This is a genomic window from Delftia lacustris (genome assembly GCF_040267515.1).
GTDB classification, from domain to species: Bacteria; Pseudomonadota; Gammaproteobacteria; order Burkholderiales; family Burkholderiaceae_C; genus Comamonas; species Comamonas tsuruhatensis.
In genome coordinates this window covers 4,770,495-4,786,365 of record NZ_CP141274.1, presented here as the reverse complement: position 1 = coordinate 4,786,365, position 15,871 = coordinate 4,770,495, and the positions used below count along the sequence as shown (strand labels likewise).

14 protein-coding genes and 1 tRNA gene are annotated in these 15,871 nt (G+C 68.1%); 6 read left to right on the top strand and 9 right to left on the bottom strand.

The annotated features are described in order from the left end of the window. Nucleotides 1-283 precede the first annotated feature (283 nt). The 3 genes from U6958_RS23275 (at nucleotide 284) to U6958_RS23265 (ending at nucleotide 1,973) form a co-directional block, all read left to right on the top strand. Nucleotides 284-374 (top strand) — tRNA-Leu (locus tag U6958_RS23275). A 328-nt stretch (nucleotides 375-702) separates the two neighbouring features. Further along, entirely contained in the window at nucleotides 703-1,329 is a 627-nt protein-coding gene (locus tag U6958_RS23270) for a DUF6806 family protein (RefSeq protein ID WP_013803265.1), read from the top strand. Between the two features lie 32 nt (nucleotides 1,330-1,361). Then, the gene (locus tag U6958_RS23265; RefSeq protein WP_017407253.1) at nucleotides 1,362-1,973 is read left to right on the top strand and encodes a M48 family metallopeptidase; all 612 of its coding nucleotides are present in this window, start codon (nucleotides 1,362-1,364) and stop codon (nucleotides 1,971-1,973) included. 1 nt (nucleotide 1,974) lies between these two features. Here U6958_RS23265 and murI read toward each other — a convergent pair whose 3' ends face one another. From murI to U6958_RS23245, 4 genes are all read right to left on the bottom strand, one after another. After that, nucleotides 1,975-2,865, bottom strand: a complete 891-nt coding sequence (gene murI, locus U6958_RS23260) for a glutamate racemase (RefSeq protein ID WP_074923027.1) — start codon at nucleotides 2,863-2,865, stop codon at nucleotides 1,975-1,977. Between the two features lie 58 nt (nucleotides 2,866-2,923). Further along, the gene (locus tag U6958_RS23255; protein ID WP_074922964.1) at nucleotides 2,924-3,511 is read right to left on the bottom strand and encodes a GNAT family N-acetyltransferase; all 588 of its coding nucleotides are present in this window, start codon (nucleotides 3,509-3,511) and stop codon (nucleotides 2,924-2,926) included. Continuing rightward, nucleotides 3,508-4,140: a class I SAM-dependent methyltransferase gene (locus U6958_RS23250; RefSeq protein WP_074922965.1), complete on the bottom strand. Its 633-nt coding sequence runs from the start codon at nucleotides 4,138-4,140 to the stop codon at nucleotides 3,508-3,510. The genes U6958_RS23255 and U6958_RS23250 overlap by 4 nt, the downstream gene beginning before the upstream one ends. A 100-nt stretch (nucleotides 4,141-4,240) precedes the next feature. Then, nucleotides 4,241-5,794: a fumarate hydratase gene (locus U6958_RS23245; RefSeq protein ID WP_013803260.1), complete on the bottom strand. Its 1,554-nt coding sequence runs from the start codon at nucleotides 5,792-5,794 to the stop codon at nucleotides 4,241-4,243. Nucleotides 5,795-6,107: 313 nt separating this feature from the next. On the opposite strand from U6958_RS23245, the gene fumC reads away from it, so the two are divergent. Beyond that, on the top strand, nucleotides 6,108-7,499 hold the full coding sequence (gene fumC, locus U6958_RS23240; protein WP_016445164.1) for a class II fumarate hydratase: 1,392 nt from the start codon (nucleotides 6,108-6,110) through the stop codon (nucleotides 7,497-7,499). A gap of 64 nt (nucleotides 7,500-7,563) precedes the next feature. On the opposite strand, the gene U6958_RS23235 is transcribed toward fumC, so the two are convergent. From U6958_RS23235 to U6958_RS23215, 5 genes are all read right to left on the bottom strand, one after another. Beyond that, entirely contained in the window at nucleotides 7,564-8,463 is a 900-nt protein-coding gene (locus tag U6958_RS23235; protein ID WP_016445165.1) for an alpha/beta hydrolase family protein, read from the bottom strand. Nucleotides 8,464-8,577: 114 nt separating this feature from the next. After that, nucleotides 8,578-9,804, bottom strand: a complete 1,227-nt coding sequence (locus U6958_RS23230) for a multidrug effflux MFS transporter (RefSeq protein WP_047217613.1) — start codon at nucleotides 9,802-9,804, stop codon at nucleotides 8,578-8,580. Between the two features lies 1 nt (nucleotide 9,805). Beyond that, nucleotides 9,806-10,315: a MarR family winged helix-turn-helix transcriptional regulator gene (locus U6958_RS23225; RefSeq protein WP_047217614.1), complete on the bottom strand. Its 510-nt coding sequence runs from the start codon at nucleotides 10,313-10,315 to the stop codon at nucleotides 9,806-9,808. Between the two features lie 116 nt (nucleotides 10,316-10,431). After that, on the bottom strand, nucleotides 10,432-11,118 hold the full coding sequence (locus tag U6958_RS23220; RefSeq protein ID WP_016445168.1) for a DUF3334 family protein: 687 nt from the start codon (nucleotides 11,116-11,118) through the stop codon (nucleotides 10,432-10,434). A gap of 127 nt (nucleotides 11,119-11,245) precedes the next feature. Next, nucleotides 11,246-12,232 (bottom strand): LacI family DNA-binding transcriptional regulator, encoded by a 987-nt coding sequence (locus tag U6958_RS23215; protein WP_074922966.1) that lies wholly within the window; start codon nucleotides 12,230-12,232, stop codon nucleotides 11,246-11,248. 135 nt (nucleotides 12,233-12,367) lie between these two features. On the opposite strand from U6958_RS23215, the gene ptsP reads away from it, so the two are divergent. Next, nucleotides 12,368-14,911 (top strand): phosphoenolpyruvate--protein phosphotransferase, encoded by a 2,544-nt coding sequence (ptsP, locus tag U6958_RS23210; RefSeq protein ID WP_074922967.1) that lies wholly within the window; start codon nucleotides 12,368-12,370, stop codon nucleotides 14,909-14,911. Next, nucleotides 14,908-15,870 carry a 1-phosphofructokinase family hexose kinase gene (locus tag U6958_RS23205; protein ID WP_017407262.1) on the top strand — a complete coding sequence of 321 codons (963 nt, stop codon included), beginning with the start codon at nucleotides 14,908-14,910 and terminating at the stop codon, nucleotides 15,868-15,870. Before ptsP ends, U6958_RS23205 begins: the two co-directional genes overlap by 4 nt. Nucleotide 15,871 lies beyond the last annotated feature (1 nt).

Below are 15,871 nucleotides of genomic sequence, written 5' to 3'. Positions count from 1 at the left end.
CGCATCAGGCGTAACGACGGGTGGATGGATCATCCTTGGACGCTGGTGGAAGTGGTTGGATGAACTTTGTTGCCGAGGGCGAAAAACAAGGCTATAATTGAGTTCTTCGCTGATCACCACAGTGGAGAAAGTGATTGGGAAACAGAGACTTAGCGCTCTAGTGCATGACTCGTTTCCCGCTCCAATTCAGAAAAAAGGGAAGCGGTAACGCTTCCCTTTTTCGTTGGTGCTGCAGTTCGCAGGCAGGATCAGCTTGCGTTGGCCTGTGACGTTGCGGCGCAGGGCCCCGATGGTGAAATTGGTAGACACTGCGGACTTAAAATCCGCCGCTTCCGAACAGGGGCGTGCCGGTTCGATCCCGGCTCGGGGCACCATGAGCTATGTGCAGCAACGTTCTGATGCTGCAATCTTTGTAGCAATTTTGCGTTAAGGCGAATGCTGCGGTTGCGCAATGTTTCGCGGCGCTGCGCAGTGCATGTTGCTGGCTTCGTGCTCTTGCAGCACCGCATTGTGGCCATGCGCCGCCAAGTCCTTGCCGGCTGCATTACGTGCGAGAATCCCTTCATCAGGCCCCGGGCTGCTTGCCTGGATGGCGCGGCTCGGGCAGACAGTGATGGCGATGCCTGCATGCGTTCCGTTGACATTGATCGTGGCACATGGTGCGGCGTGACAGGTGTGGCCAAACTCATCCCAGACGAGAACATGTCGAATTACAACGCTCCATTTGAAATCCACGTGCACGGCCAGGTGCTGCTGCGCCCCGACACGACCTACGAGCAGTTGCAGGAAGCGCTGGGCCCGCTGTGGAAGTATGCGGGTGCCCGCTCCCTGGCCGATGGCGCTGGCAGCGTCTATGAAGAAGAGCCTGGCATCCAGTTCGATACCAAGGAGCGCCTGCTCCAGGTGTGCTGGACGGTGCGCGGCGATGAGGACTTCCGCCAGTCGCTGGACGACATGTGCATGGGCATCAACGAGCTGGCCGAGCAGGGTGCTGCCATCGAGGTGACCTTCTACGACACCGAGTTCGACGAGGAAGAGGAGTCCGAAGAGGCCGAGTCGCGCGACGACTTCGTCATGCTCTTCGTGGGCCCGACGCCCGCGGCCATCATGCAAGTGCAGCGCGACCTGCTGGTGCAGGACGTGGTCAACCTGATGGAGCGCCATTTCGACGGCTCCGAGCTGGGTGGCGTGGTGCAGGAGATCGACAAGCTGTTCTCCCAGCGCTTCGACGCCCTGGTCAGCTCGCTGGAGATCGGCAAGCCGCCGCGCGGCATGGGCGGATCGGGTTCGGGCCACGGCGGCAACCGCCGGCCCCGCCACCTGCATTGAGCGCAAGGCGCTGCCCCGCGCAGCGTACAGCCATGGCGGCACAGGCCAGCACGCCCAAGTATTCCGGAGCAGTCACCGAGACCGTGCGCCGCCAGCGCGAGCAGCGGCGCGAGGTGGCTGGCGGTGCACTGCCGCTTCCCTACCTGTCCGCCTACCCGGCCGCGCTGCAGTCACAGGTGCGTGGCTGGCTGGCCGATGACAAGGCCGAGGCCTGGCTGCTGCGCAAGCATCCCGAGGCCCATGCCGTGCGCACGGACAAGAGCCTCTATGACTACGTGGATGCCCTCAAGGGCCGGCACCTGCGCAACGCCGGCACGCTGAACAAGGTGGCCTACGACGGCCGCATCCATGTGGTCCACAACGCCCTGGGGCTGCACACGCGCCGCACCGTGGTGCAGGGAAGCCGCCTCAATGCCCGGCATGAGATCCGCATCGGCGCACTGTTCAAGCAAGCGCCCGAGGCTTTTTTGCGCATGATCGTCGTCCACGAGCTGGCCCATCTGCGCGAGCCCGACCACGACAAGGCCTTCTACCAGCTGTGCACCCACATGGAGCCCGACTACCACCAGCTGGAGTTCGAGCTGCGGCTGTACCTGAGCTGGATGGACCACTCGGGCCGGCGCCTGTGGCAGGCGCAGCCGTGATTCAAGCGGCCGTGGGGATGGCGCTGGATTCGCCGACCTGAACGGACGAGCAGCATTGCGCGGGCAGATCCAGCCAGCGCGATGCCGCAGCCTGCAGGGCCTGCAGCGATCCCGTGGTCATCAGCTGGACCTGGCCCTCTGCCGCGGGCAAGGGGCCTGATTCGCTGGCCAGGGTGCCCAGTCGTTCCAGTACGCGCCGCGTCTGGCGTGCCACCGGGGCACCGGTGTCGATGAACTGGATGTCCGGCCCCAGCAGCGTGCGCAACTGCTCGCGGGCGAATATGTAGTGGGTGCAGCCCAGCACCAGGGAATCCATCTCACCCGTCTTTTGTCCGAAGCTGCCCAGGGCATTCACGTACTTGGCGCACAGTTGCGCGACCTCGGTGGCCATGGGGTCGGCGGGAACGGGTTGCTCCGTGCTTTCCTCGATGGCCTTGGCCAGTCCGTCGCAGGGCTGGACATGAAATTGCACGCGCTGGCCATGGTCGGCCACCAGGCGCGCAAAGCGTGCGCTGCTCACCGTGCCGCGAGTGGCCATCACGCCCACATGGCCGGTCTGGCTCGACAGCGAAGCGGGCTTGATGGCGGGCTCCACGCCGATCAGGGGCAGTTCGGGCATTTCAGCGCGCAGCATGTCCACGGCAGCGGCCGTGGCCGTATTGCAGGCGATCACCAGTACCTTGATCTGGTGCTGCTCGCACAGGTGGCGCGCAATGGTGCGCGTGCGCTGCTGCACGAAGGCGTCGCCGCGTGCATCGCCATACGGAGCATAGCCGCTGTCGGCCAGGTAGATGAAGCGCTCATGCGGCAGCTCATGGCGCAGCGCCTGCAGCACGCTGAGGCCGCCGATGCCGCTGTCGAAGACGCCGATGGGAGAGGCCGGGGAGGTCATGTGGAGATGCGGATAAAGGCTTTTGGAGGCGGCGCCCAGTATGCCCGCTCGGGCGCGTTCATGCTCGGGCCATGGCTTGCTGCTGCAGCCATTGGGCATGTGTCAGGCGGTACAGGCAATGCCTGCGCAGCGCATGGCCTACCGGCACCTCCGGATGGTCGAAGTCATGGGCGTCGCGCTCCATGCCCAGGCGCTGCATCACGGCCTGCGAACGCAGGTTGGACAGCGCGGTGAACGAGACGATGGACTCCAGATGCAACGCGCCGAAGCCGTGCGCCAGCGCCGCCCGCGCGCCTTCGCTGGCCAGGCCCTGGCCCCAGAAAGGCCGGGCGAGCCGCCAGCCGATTTCCACGCAGGGCGAGAACGGCAAAGACGCGGCGGGAGTGTGCAGCCCGACGAAGCCCATGAACTCGCCACTGGCAAGGTGCTCTGCCGCCCAGAAGCCCCAGCCGCGTTCCTCGATCAGTGCCTGGATCCTGTCTGCCATGGCATCGCTTTGTTCACGGCTGAGCAGTGCCGGAAAGTGCTCCATGACCTGTGGGTCGGCATTCAGCGCGGCAAAGGGCTGCCGGTCGCCGGCCTGCCACTGGCGCAGTATCAGGCGCGGTGTCCGCAGGGTCGCTACAGGAGAATGTGTGGTGGTCATGGTTGGAGAGGGCGCTGCAGCACCAGCAGATAGGCGGCCGCATGGCCGTGGAAGGAGTGGGGGATGAAGCCTGCCTTGCCTGCCAGCTTTTCCACGCTGGTGCGGCGCTGGAAATGCGGGTCGAAGACCAGCTCGGCCACGGCCAGCAGGCCGCCGGGGCGCAGGCTCTGGAACACGTCGGCCAGCGCGGCCTGGCGGTCCGGGATCTCTCCCAGCACGGCGGCCATCACGGCGCGGTCGTGCTGCTCGGCTGCCAGCTGCCCCTGGCCCAGCGCCGCCGCCTGGGTGCGCACATTCTCCAGCCTCTGCGCGCGCGCCTTGGCCGCCACCTGTTCGAGCATGGCCGGCTGCAGGTCCACGGCCAGCACCTGTCCCTGCGCACCGACGGCACGTGCCAACGGCAGGGTGACGCGGCCTGGGCCGCAGCCCGCGTCCAGCACTTTCATGCCTGGCTGGATCTGCAGTTGCCCGACGATGAAGGCGGCCTTGTTGCTGGCCGCGAAGGGGTTGTCAAGCTCGACCATCCAGCGCAGCCAGGACGGGCAGGGCAGGACATGGCGGCGGGAGGACAGGCGCCAGGCCAGGCTGGTCACGGCCAGCAGGGCGATGAGGACGAGCGCGATGGTCATGTTGAATGGGCAGTGTTGCAGGCAGCGGGCAGTCTGTCACAAATGCCCGCGCCAATGAAAAGACCGCCCGAAGGCGGCCTCTTTGCGCTTGGTGCCGGCGTCAGGCCGAGGCAATCTCAATGGTCTTGAACTCGCCGGATGCGATGCGCTTTTGCCATTCGGCAGGGCCGGTGATGTGGGCGCTGGTGCCGCCGGCATCCACGGCCACGGTCACGGGCATGTCCACCACGTCGAATTCGTAGATGGCTTCCATGCCCAGGTCCTCGAAGCCCACGACCTTGGCGTTCTTGATGGCCTTGGACACCAGGTAGGCGGCGCCGCCCACGGCCATCAGGTAGGCCGACTTGTGGTTCTTGATGGACTCGATGGCCACCGGGCCGCGCTCGGCCTTGCCGATCATGGCGATCAGGCCAGTCTGCTCCAGCATCATGTCGGTGAACTTGTCCATGCGGGTGGCCGTGGTCGGGCCTGCGGGGCCCACGGCTTCGTCCTTGACCGGGTCCACGGGGCCGACGTAGTAGATCACGCGGTTGGTGAAGTCCACGGGCAGCTTCTCGCCCTTGGCCAGCATGTCCTGGATGCGCTTGTGGGCGGCATCGCGGCCCGTGAGCATCTTGCCGTTGAGCAGCAGTGTGTCGCCGGGCTTCCAGCTGGCCACTTCTTCCTTGGTCAGGGCGTTGAGGTCCACGCGGCGCGACTTGTTGTAGTCGGGCTCCCAGTCGATCTTGGGCCACAGGTCCAGCGAGGGGGCGTCCATGTAGACCGCGCCGGAGCCGTCCATCACGAAGTGCGCGTGGCGCGTGGCCGCGCAGTTGGGGATCATGGCCACGGGCTTGGAGGCCGCATGCGTGGGGTACATCTTGATCTTGATGTCCAGCACGGTGGCCAAGCCGCCCAGGCCCTGTGCGCCGATGCCCAGGGCGTTGACCTTCTCGTACAGCTCCAGGCGCAGTTCCTCGACCTGGTCGAGCTTCTCGCCGCGCGCGGCCTTGGCCTGCAGCTCGTACATGTCCAGGTCTTCCATCAGGCTTTCCTTGGCCAGCAGCACGGCCTTCTCGGCGGTGCCGCCGATGCCGATGCCCAGCATGCCCGGCGGGCACCAGCCCGCGCCCATGGTCGGAACGGTCTTGAGAACCCAGTCCACCAGGTTGTCGCTGGGGTTCATCATGATCATCTTGGACTTGTTCTCCGAGCCGCCGCCCTTGGCGGCCACGGTCACGTCCAGCTTGTCGCCGGGCACGATCTGCACGTTGATGACGGCAGGCGTGTTGTCCTTGGTGTTCTTGCGCGCGAACAGCGGATCGGCCACGACCGAGGCACGCAGCGTGTTGTCGGGGTGGTTGTAGCCGCGGCGCACGCCTTCGTTGATGGCGTCTTCCAGGCCGCCCGTGAAGCCTTCCCAGCGCACGTCCATGCCCACCTTCAGGAACACGTTGACGATGCCGGTGTCCTGGCAGATCGGGCGGTGGCCGGTGGCCGACATCTTGGAGTTGGTCAGGATCTGGGCCATCGCGTCCTTGGCCGCCGGGCTCTGCTCGCGCTCGTAGGCGCGGGCCAGGTGGGCGATGTAGTCGGCGGGGTGGTAGTAGCTGATGTACTGCAGGGCGCCTGCGATCGAATCGATCAGGTCCTGCTGGCGGATCGTGGTGGTCATCGGTGGGGTGTCTTTTTGATCGGGGGAACAGGGGAGGGGAATCCCGGGGGCGATTATCGGCGCTGCGCGGCGGAAAGTGCACGCAAGGGGTGCAGTCTTGTACAAGAGTCGAGGGGTTTGCCTGGACAAGCCCGCCTCGGCGACACCTCAGTGGGGGATGGATGCGAGAGGTTCCCATTTGCGGAGTTACCATGGGCGGGTTTTTGCCATTGCGGCCCCGCCAGCCAGACATCCCCGAGCCACGCAGCGCGCGGCCCGCCGACCTGCCTCCAGCCAACTGCGCCGCGTTGTTTTCACCAAGGAGTCCACACCAATGACCGCGACCCGCCAGGAAAAAGACACTTTCGGACCCATAGCCGTCCCCGCAGACAAGCTTTGGGGCGCGCAGACGCAGCGTTCGCTGCAGAACTTCGACATCAGCGGCGAGCAGCAGCCGCGCGAGATCATCCACGCGCTGGCCCAGGTCAAGAAGGCCTCGGCCACCGTCAACCACAAGCTGGGCCTGCTCGACGAGAAGAAGACCCGGGCCATCCTGGCCGCCGCCGACGAGGTGATCGCCGGCAAGCACCCGGACGAGTTCCCGCTGGTGGTCTGGCAGACGGGCTCGGGCACGCAGACCAACATGAACGTCAACGAGGTGCTGGCCAACCGCGCCAGCGAAATCCTCGGTGGCGAGCGGGGCGAATCGCGCCTGGTCCACCCCAATGACGACGTGAACAAGAGCCAGTCGAGCAACGACGTATTCCCGACCGCCATGCACGTGGCTGCCGTCACGGCCATCGAGCAAAAGCTGCTGCCCGCCATTGCCCTGCTGCGCAACACGCTGCAGGCCAAGAGCGAGGCCTATGCCGACATCGTCAAGATCGGCCGCACCCATCTGCAGGACGCCACGCCGCTGACGCTGGGCCAGGAAATCTCGGGCTGGGTGGCCCAGCTGGCCCATGGCGAAAAGCATGTGCGCGCCGCGCTGCCGCACCTGTACGAGCTGGCGCTGGGCGGCACGGCCGTGGGCACGGGCCTGAATGCACCCAAGGGCTATGCCGAGGGCGTGGCGGCCGAGCTGTCCCAGCTCACCGGCTACCCGTTCGTGACGGCGCCCAGCAAGTTCGAGGCCCTGGCCTCGTGCGACGGCCTGGTCCACGCCCACGGCGCGCTCAAGACGCTGGCCGCCAGCATGATGAAGATCGCCAACGACGTGCGCTGGCTGGCCTCCGGCCCGCGCAGCGGCCTGGGCGAGATCTCCATCCCCGAGAACGAGCCCGGCTCGTCCATCATGCCCGGCAAGGTCAACCCCACTCAGAGCGAAGCCGTGACCATGCTGGCGGCCCAGGTCTTCGGCAACGACGTGGCCATCAACTTCGGCGGCGCCTCGGGCAACTTCGAGCTGAACGTGTTCCGCCCCATGGTCTCGCACAACTTCCTGCAGAGCGTGCGCCTGCTGGCCGATGGCATGAAGAGCTTCAACGACCACTGCGCCGTGGGCATCGAGCCCAACCGCGAGCGCATCACCGAGCTGGTGCAGCGCTCGCTGATGCTGGTGACGGCGCTGAACCCGCACATCGGCTACGACAAGGCGGCCTACATCGCCAAGAAGGCGCACAAGGAAGGCTCCAGCCTGCGCGAAGCGGCCGTGGCATCGGGCCACCTGACCGGTGAACAGTTCGACGCCTGGGTGATCCCTGCCAAGATGGTCGGCAATCTGTAAGACCTGCTGATGCAATCAAAAAGGGGAGCCGGCCGGCTCCCCTTTTTTTGCTTCATGGCCTGGCTCAGTTGTCCGCCTGCGGGCGGCGCACGGTGCGGAACACATACTTGAGCGCGTCGCCGATGGTGCTTTCCCAGACCGGCCATTCATGCTTGCCGTTGACGATGCGCAGCTCGGCAGGCTGCTTGTTCCTGCGCAGCTGGGCGTAGAGCTGGGCGGCGTCGGACTCGATCATGAATTCATCGTCGTCGCCCGAGTTGATGTACATGGGCACGCTGATCTTGCGGGCGAGAAAGCTGTCCCACAGCACGGGGTAGTTGTAGCTCTTCCAGACCGTGGTGCTGTACTGGCCGCCCGTGTGGGGTTCGGCAAAGACCTTGACCGAGCGTGCCGAGGAATCGGCGGGCGGCTCGGGGTTGTAGATGGCGGGGCTCAGCAGGGCGGCGGCCTGGAATTTCTCGGGGTACTTGAGCACGTAGCGCAGCGCGCCGTAGCCGCCCATGGACAGGCCGCCGATGACGCGGCCATCGCGGCTGGTGAGGGTGCGGTACTTCTTCTCGACATGGGGGACGAGGTCCTGGAAGAAGGCCGTCTCCATGGGCTCCTTGAGGTCCACGTACCAGGTCGTTCCCGCGTCGGGCATGACGATGATGGCGGGCGGGATCTCCCCGTTCTGGATCAGCTGGTCCACCGTGCGCAGCAGGTTGCCCTTGACGGGCCAGTCGTTGCGCTGGCCGTCGTTGCCGTGCAGCAGGTACATGACGGGATAGCGCAGCCTGGACTGGGCGTCGTAGCCCGTGGGCAGGTAGACGTTGTAGGTCCAGCTGCGCTGCAGCGTGGCGCTCTTGAACTCGGCGGCCTCGATGGAGCCGGCCTGGGCGGCCGGGCCGGCCAGCAGCGCGGCGGCCGCCAGCGTGCCGGAGGCGGCCTGGCGCAGGACGATGGAAAAGGAAAGTTGGCGCATGTTTTTTGTCTCCTGTGGTCCGTGGCAAGGGCCCACGGCTGCGCCAATGTAATCGAGGCCCTGGCCCCGCCTGCGCTCCGCGCGGCCGGGCCGTCGCCTCGGGGACCATGGTGCTCAGCCGGGCGCACGCTGCGCGTGGCGCAGCGCGCTGCGAAAGCCCAACTGCCCCACCACGCACGCCACGACCAGGGCCAGCGCGGCCGACAGCGCGGGGTTGCTGCCCAGGCTGGCGCCCAAGGTGCACAGGCCGCCCACGGCCATTTGCGTGCTGCCGTAGACACCGGCGGCTGAGCCCGTGAGGCGCGGATGCACGCTCAGCGCGCTGGCCAGCGCCGCAGGGCTGGTCAGGCCCGAACCCAGCGCGAACAGCACCATCAGCCCCACCACGATGGCCGGCGTGAGCTGGTTGAACAGGGCCAGCAACAGCAGCATGGCCGCGCTGGCCAGGCTCAGCAGATTGCCGTTGAGCATCAGCCGCTCCAGGGGCCAGTGGCGTATCAGCTGGCGGGCCAGCGCATTGCCCACGGCCATGCCGCCCATGAGCAGGCCCAGGTAGATGGCCACCTCATGCTTGGTGGAATGCAGCTGCTCGATGAAGACGAAGGGCGCCGCCGCCAGGAAGGCATAGATGGACGTGGTGGCGCAGCCGCCGCCCACGGCAAAGCCCACGAAGGCCGGCGAGCGCAGCAGGCTGCGGTAGTCGTCGCGGATGGTGCCCAGGTGCAGTCGGCCCGTGGGCTGGCCGGTTTCGGGCAGCAGCTTCCAGATGGCGAAGGCCGTCACGCCGCCGACCACGGCCAGCGTGCCGAAGATGGCGCGCCAGCCCAGGGCGTCGTCGATGGCCGAGCCGATGGCCGGCGCGATGCCGGGGCCGATCATCATCATCAGGTTGAGCAGCGCCAGGCTGCCCACGGCGTTCTCGGGCGTGCTCGAATCGCGCGCAATGGCGCGGCCCAGGGCCAGGCCCGCGCAGCCGCCCAGCGCCTGGAGCAGCCGCGCGCCGATCAGCCAGGGGGCGGACGGGGCGAGAAAGGCCGCCAGGCTGGCCAGCGCATAGAGGATGAGTCCGGCCAGCAGCATGGGGCGGCGCCCCAGGCTGTCCGACAGCGGGCCATAGATCAGCTGGCCCACGCCCAGGCCCAGGATGTAGACCGTGATGGTCAGCTGCATCTGGCTGGCGCCGGCCTGGAGCTGGCGTGCCGCATCGGGCAGGGCGGGCAGGAACATGTGCATGGCCAGCGTGCCGACGATGGTCACGACCACCAGCAGCCACAGCGGCGCCTTGCGGCTGGCCGCTGCATGGTCCTGGGCGGGTGGCAGCGAAGAGTGCTCGGCCGCCATCTCAGGCAGCCTGCTCGTCGGGCAGGTCCGTGTCGCAGGCGGGCTCGGCGGCCATGGCCTCCAGCAGGCGCTGCAGCGTGGCGTAGGCCGCATCCAGTTCCTCGGGCGGCACGGCGCCCAGCACCTGGGCGCGGGCCTGCTGCAGCAGGCCCTGCACGGCTTCGACCTGGGCATGGCCGGCTGGCGTGAGCTGGATTTTCCTGACGCGGCGGTCGCTGTCGTCCACGCGCTCTATCCAGCCCTGGGCGGCCAGGCCGTCCACCAGGCGCACGACCGAGGAGCTGTCCAGCGCCAGGGAATGGGCCAGATCCTTCTGGCGCATGGCTTCAGGCGAACGCGCCAGATGCATCAGCGGCATCCACAGCGCCTGGGTCAGGCCCATGGGCGCCAGCAGCCTGTCCAGCGTGCGGCGCCATTGCTTGTTGACTTGGCCCAGCGTGAACATGAAATGCCGCTGCACGCTGGCGGCATCGGCTTGCGCGGGCGGGGACTGGTCGGGAAGGGAAGACATCGTGGCATTCAAATAGTTGGCATTCCAATTATCTGCATGTCAACGATATCGTTTCCCGGAGCCGCCTGATACATCCGCAGGCGTCAGGGTTTTGGCCCCCGCAGGGGAGGCGGGGCCTACATGCCCAGGGACTTGAGCAGTTCGTCGGTGTCCGTGCTGCCGGCCGGTTCAGGCGCTGCGGCGGGGGCGCTGGCGTTGGCCTGCGCCATGAGGGCGTCCGGGTCGGGGCGCTCCTGCGGTTCGAAATCCACCACCTTGATGAACTCCGTGCGGTCCATGGCCAGCTCGAGATAGAAGATGTTGTTGTTGCCCGTGTAGAAGGTCACGCGGCGCGCCTCGGGAGAGTCGAGGTTGGCATCCACGCTGAGGTTGACCTGCTTGTTCAGGCGGATCATCTTGGGCTGGCTTTGCGTGATGTAGGTCTGAAGCTCGCGCTGGACCTTGCTGGTGAAGTCGCCCACCACCTGGTTCATCAGCTCGCCCATGACGTTGCTGACATCGTCGGAGGTGTAGGAGCTGGCAAGGTCCTCTTCACCCATGCCCATGCTCAGCATGTAGCTGCGGTACAGCTCCATGGCGGCGGCGGCCGAGAAGTTGATGATCACCAGGCCCGAAAAGCCGCCGTCCACCAGGACAAAGCAGCCGATGTCGGGCTTGAGGCTGGTCTTGGTGATGCGCTGCACCATGCCCGAATACTGGATCTGGCACTGCGTGGCCACCTGGAGCACGCGCGAGACGGAGTTGCAGAGGCTGATCAGCACGTCTTCCGTGCCATGGACGATGGGATGTTGGGGCTGGTTCATGAGGTCAACGGGACAAAATTGTGAGCGATTATGGGTGCAAGTCCGTTGTTTGCGACTGTTTGTAACATTGAAAGTCCATGTGCCCCCTCCTGGGGCGGGGCTTGGCAGGCGGCCCTGAAAGCCGCGCTCAGCGAATCGCCTGCGTGGACCCGCGCACGATGCAGCGCCCCTGCATGACCACCTTGCGCACGGGTAGCTCGGGCGCATGCAGCCGCTCCATCAGCAGGCTGAAGGCCGTTCGGCCCATGGCGTCGATCGGCTGCTCGATGACGGTGATGGCGGGGGCCACCAGTTCTGTCCAGCGCTCGTTGTCGAAACCGGCGAGCGCCACATCGGCAGGTATGCGCAGGCCGGCTGCGCGTATCGCGCGCAGGCAGCCTTCCAGCAGCAGGCCGTTGCTGGCCACGAAGGCGTCGGGCCGCTGCGGCTGGCGCAGCCATTGCGTGACCTCGGCCTCGGCGGCATCGCTGGTCGGGAGCAATTGGCGCAAGTCGGGCTCCAGGCCTGCATCGCGCATGGCGGCCAGATAGCCGTCGCAGCGCTCGCGCGCCGTGCTGCTGGTGCTGCCGAAGACGCCTGCAATGCGGCGGCGGCCCTGTTCCACCAGATGCCTGACCAGGGTGGCGCAGGCCTGGGCGTTGTCCAGCACCACGCTGTCATGGAAGGCCGGGGCGCCCGCCCGGTCCACCAGGACGACGGGAAACTCCAGCTGCATGCGCTCGAGCTTGTGCAGGCTGGCCTGGGTGGGCGCAAAGATCAGTCCCGCGATGCGCTCTTCCTGCATGAGCTGCAGGTACATGGCTTCGCGCTGCGGGTCTTCGTCGGTATTGCACAACAGCACGCGCCGGCCTTGGCGATAGGCCTCGGCCTCGACCGCGCGGATCAGGGTCGTGAAAAACGGGTTGCGTATGTCGGCCACCAGCACGCCCATGGGCCCTGCGTCGCGCGCGCGCAGCCGGCGCGCCATCAGATTGGGCCGGTAGCCCGTGGCCTGCACGGCGGCCGCGACCCGCGCCCGGACTTCTTCGCTGACCGAGCCGCCCGCCAGCGCGCGCGATACCGTCGATTTGGAAACCCCGGCCGCACGGGCCACATCGTTGATGCTGATGCTCAATGCAATCGTTCCCGTTGGTTGTGGTGTGCCTCAGAGGATAACTCCAAAGAAATGCCGGGGTATGGCCGGATGGTGGCCAGGTTATGTTGCAGTGCAGATTGACCGATGGCTGGGAACGTTCCCACAATCCGCGCCATGATCAATGCCCATTCATCCCTCCCGGCGGTTGCACCCACCGCTCCTGCAGGCCTGCAGATCGCCGTGCGCCTGGACGCCCGGGTGCGCGACAAGGCCGACGCCATCGCCCAGGCGGCCCGGCTGCTCCAGGACAGCGGCTGCGTGGCCCCTGGCTATGCCGCCGGCATGCAGGCGCGCGAGGCCCAGGCCGAAACCTTTCTGGGCCACGGCGTGGCCATTCCCCACGGCCGCGCCGAAGACCGGGCCCTGGTGCTGCGCGACGCGGTGGCCGTGCTCCAGGTGCGCGAGGGCCTGGATTGGAGTGCCGGCCAGAACGTGCATCTGGTCGTGGCGGTGGCGGCACGCTCCGATGCCCACATCACCTTGCTGCGCCGCCTGGCCGGCCTGCTGCAGACACCCCGGCTGCAGGCGCTGTTCACCACCGGCGATGCGCAGCAGGTCATCGATGCACTCCAGGGGCAGGCGGACCCGGCACCGCCTGCCGCCCGCCCGGCGGCAGTGGACCTGACCGAGGCGTGCGAATGGACCATTGCCTATCCCAACGGCCTGCATGCGCGGCCTGCCACGCGCTGGGCGGAGGCGGCGCGCGGCTTTGCCTCGCGCATGCAGGTGCGCCATGGCGGCGAGGTGGCCGATGCGCGGCAGATGGCCAGCCTGCTGCAGCTGGGACTGCGCGAAGGCGACAAGGTCACCATCTCGGCAGAGGGCCCCGACGCCAGGGCCGCGGTCCAGCGCCTGTGCGCCGTGGCCCAGGCCCTGGTGGCCCAGGAACGTGCCGATGCCGACGCCGCTGCGCGCAAGTCGGCCGAATCGCCCGCCACGGGCTGGCTGCCGCCGCTGGCGCGGCCTGCCTTTGTGGGCCTGGGCGCCAGCCCGGGGCTGGCCGTGGCCCGCATCCACCAGTGGCGTGTGGAGGCCGCCGAGATCCCCGACCTGCCCGAGCCGCTCAGCGTGGGCGGTGCGCGGCTGCATGCGGCGCTGGCCGAGACGCAGGGCCAGCTGCGCGCCCTGCATGACGACACCCGCCGCCGCCTGGGCGAAGGCGATGCGGCCATCTTCAGCGCGCAGGCCGAGTGGCTGGGCGACACCGGTCTCCTCACGCGCGCCTGCCAGTTCATGGTCCAGGGCCACGGCGTGGCCTGGGCCTGGGACCAGGCCGTGGAGGAGGGCGCTGCCCGTCTCCAGGCGCTGGACAACCCCGCGCTGGCCGCGCGTGCCGCCGACCTGCGCGACGTGGGCCGGCGCGTGCTCGTGCAACTGCAGCCCTCGCTGGCAGCGGCGGGGCCGGATGGCCTGCCGGAAGGCGGCTGCATCCTGGTCGCGGCCGATCTTTCGCCCTCGGAAACCGCCCAGCTGGACACGGCGCGCGTGGCCGCGCTGGTCACGGCGCAGGGCAGCCCCACCTCGCACACGGCCATACTCGCGCGCACGCTGGGGCTGCCGGCCGCCGTGGCGGCAGGCGGCGGCGTGCTGGGCATGGCCGATGGGGCCCTGGCCATCGTCGATGGCGCCAACGGCCGCATCTACCTTGATCCCTCGGAGCAGGACCTGGCTTCGGCGCGTGCCCACATGGCCGAGCAGCAGGCACTGCAGGAACGCGTGGCCGCGCAGCGCAGCCTGCCTGCCATCACCACCGATGGCGTGCGCATCGAAGTCTGCGCCAACGTCAACCTGCCCGGGCAGGTGCCGCTGGCCCTGTCCCAGGGCGCCGAGGGCGTGGGCCTGATGCGCACGGAATTCCTGTTCCTGGAGCGCGGCAGCACGCCCGGCGAGGATGAGCAGTACGAAACCTACCGCGCCATGGCGCAGGCGCTGGAGGGCCGGCCGCTGATCGTTCGCGCGCTGGACATCGGCGGCGACAAGCAGGTCGCCCACCTGGAGCTGCCGCGCGAGGACAACCCCTTCCTGGGAGTGCGCGGCGCGCGGCTGCTGCTGCGCCGCCCCGACCTGCTGGAGCCCCAGATGCGCGCCCTGTACCGGGCGGCCCGCGATGGCGCAAGGCTGTCGGTGATGTTTCCCATGGTCACCAGCGTGCAGGAACTGCTGGCGCTGCGCGCGGCCTGCGAACGGCTGCGCGCCGAACTGGACGCTCCGGTCCTGCCGCTGGGCATCATGATCGAGGTGCCCGCCGCCGCCGTGCAAGCCGACGCACTGGCCCGCCATGCCGATTTCTTCTCCATAGGCACCAACGACCTGACCCAGTACGTGCTGGCCATGGACCGCCAGAACCCGCAACTGGCGGCCGAGGCCGACAGCCTGCATCCGGCCGTGCTGCGGATGGTGCGTGCCACCGTGCAGGGCGCTGCCACCTGCGCGCGCCCCGTGGGCGTCTGCGGCGGACTGGCCGGCGACCCGTTCGGTGCGCTGCTGCTGGCCGGGCTGGGGGTGGGCGAGCTGTCGATGACGCCCAACGACATCGCCGGTGTCAAGGCCGGCCTGCGCGCGGCCAGCCTGCGGAAGCTGCAGGCGCTCGCAGACAGGGCGCTCGGCTGCGAGGATGCCGCGCAGGTGCGGGCACTGGCCAAGGAGGTGACGGCATGAACGCCCCGCAAGCCATTACCGTGACCCTGAACCCGGCCATAGACCAGCTTGTGACCCTGGACGCGCTGCTGCCCGGCCAGGTGCAGCGCGCGCTGGGCAGCGTGCAGGCGCCGGGCGGCAAGGGCATCAATGTTGCCGCCGCCTTGGCGGGCCTGGGCATTTCCACGGCCGCGCTGGGCGTGCTGGGCAGTGACAACGCCGGCATGTTCGAGGCCTTGTTCGCCCAGCGCGGCATTGCCGACGCCTGCCTGCGCGTGCCGGGCCAGACGCGCACCAACATCAAGCTGGTGGCCGACGGCGGACGCCAGACCACGGACATCAACCTGCCGGGCCTGGCCTTGGCCGAAGCGCATCTGGACGCCGTCATGTCCACGCTGGCCCGGTATCTGCGGCCCGGCCTGGCCGTGGTGCTGTCGGGCAGCCTGCCTGCCGGCCTGCCTGCGGACAGCTGGGCCCGGCTCCAGGCCCAGGCCGTGGCCGCCGGTGCCGACGTGCTGCTGGACACCAGCGAGGCCCCCCTGGCTGCTGCCCTGGCGGCACCCCATGCGGCCATGCCCTGGGCCATCAAGCCCAACCGGGAGGAGTTGCAGGCCGCCACCGGCCTGCGCCTGGACGGCCGCGACGCGCTGCTGACCGCCGCGCGCCGCCTGCTGGACAGGGGGCTGGGGCTGGCCGTCGTGTCCATGGGCGAGGAGGGCGCGCTGTTTGCCAGCGCGCAAGGCGCGGTGATTGCGCGGCCGCCGCAGCGCGCGCGCGGCAGCTCCGTGGGCGCGGGCGATGCCATGGTCGCGGGCATGGTGGCCGCGCGGCTGCGCGGACTGGATCTGGCGGACACCGCACGCCTGTCCACGGCCAGCGCGCTGGCCTGGCTGCAGGCCGCGCCCGCGCGCGAAGTCGATGCCAACCGCGTCCAGGCATTGGCTGCCAGCGTGCTGCTGGAGCCATGCCAGTGGCCGTGAT

Bases quoted from the DNA above. Each gene is read 5' to 3' on its own strand.
- U6958_RS23270 (WP_013803265.1), top strand. From the start codon at position 703: ATGTCGAATTACAACGCTCCATTTGAAATCCACGTGCACGGCCAGGTG.
- U6958_RS23225 (WP_047217614.1), bottom strand. From the start codon at position 10,315: ATGTCTTCCCTTCCCGACCAGTCCCCGCCCGCGCAAGCCGATGCCGCC.
- U6958_RS23245 (WP_013803260.1), bottom strand. From the start codon at position 5,794: ATGACCACCACGATCCGCCAGCAGGACCTGATCGATTCGATCGCAGGC.
- U6958_RS23255 (WP_074922964.1), bottom strand. From the start codon at position 3,511: ATGACCACCACACATTCTCCTGTAGCGACCCTGCGGACACCGCGCCTG.
- U6958_RS23230 (WP_047217613.1), bottom strand. From the start codon at position 9,804: ATGGCGGCCGAGCACTCTTCGCTGCCACCCGCCCAGGACCATGCAGCG.
- U6958_RS23250 (WP_074922965.1), bottom strand. From the start codon at position 4,140: ATGACCATCGCGCTCGTCCTCATCGCCCTGCTGGCCGTGACCAGCCTG.
- U6958_RS23235 (WP_016445165.1), bottom strand. From the start codon at position 8,463: ATGCGCCAACTTTCCTTTTCCATCGTCCTGCGCCAGGCCGCCTCCGGC.
- fumC (WP_016445164.1), top strand. From the start codon at position 6,108: ATGACCGCGACCCGCCAGGAAAAAGACACTTTCGGACCCATAGCCGTC.
- U6958_RS23205 (WP_017407262.1), top strand. From the start codon at position 14,908: ATGAACGCCCCGCAAGCCATTACCGTGACCCTGAACCCGGCCATAGAC.
- U6958_RS23220 (WP_016445168.1), bottom strand. From the start codon at position 11,118: ATGAACCAGCCCCAACATCCCATCGTCCATGGCACGGAAGACGTGCTG.
- murI (WP_074923027.1), bottom strand. From the start codon at position 2,865: ATGACCTCCCCGGCCTCTCCCATCGGCGTCTTCGACAGCGGCATCGGC.
- U6958_RS23265 (WP_017407253.1), top strand. From the start codon at position 1,362: ATGGCGGCACAGGCCAGCACGCCCAAGTATTCCGGAGCAGTCACCGAG.
- ptsP (WP_074922967.1), top strand. From the start codon at position 12,368: ATGATCAATGCCCATTCATCCCTCCCGGCGGTTGCACCCACCGCTCCT.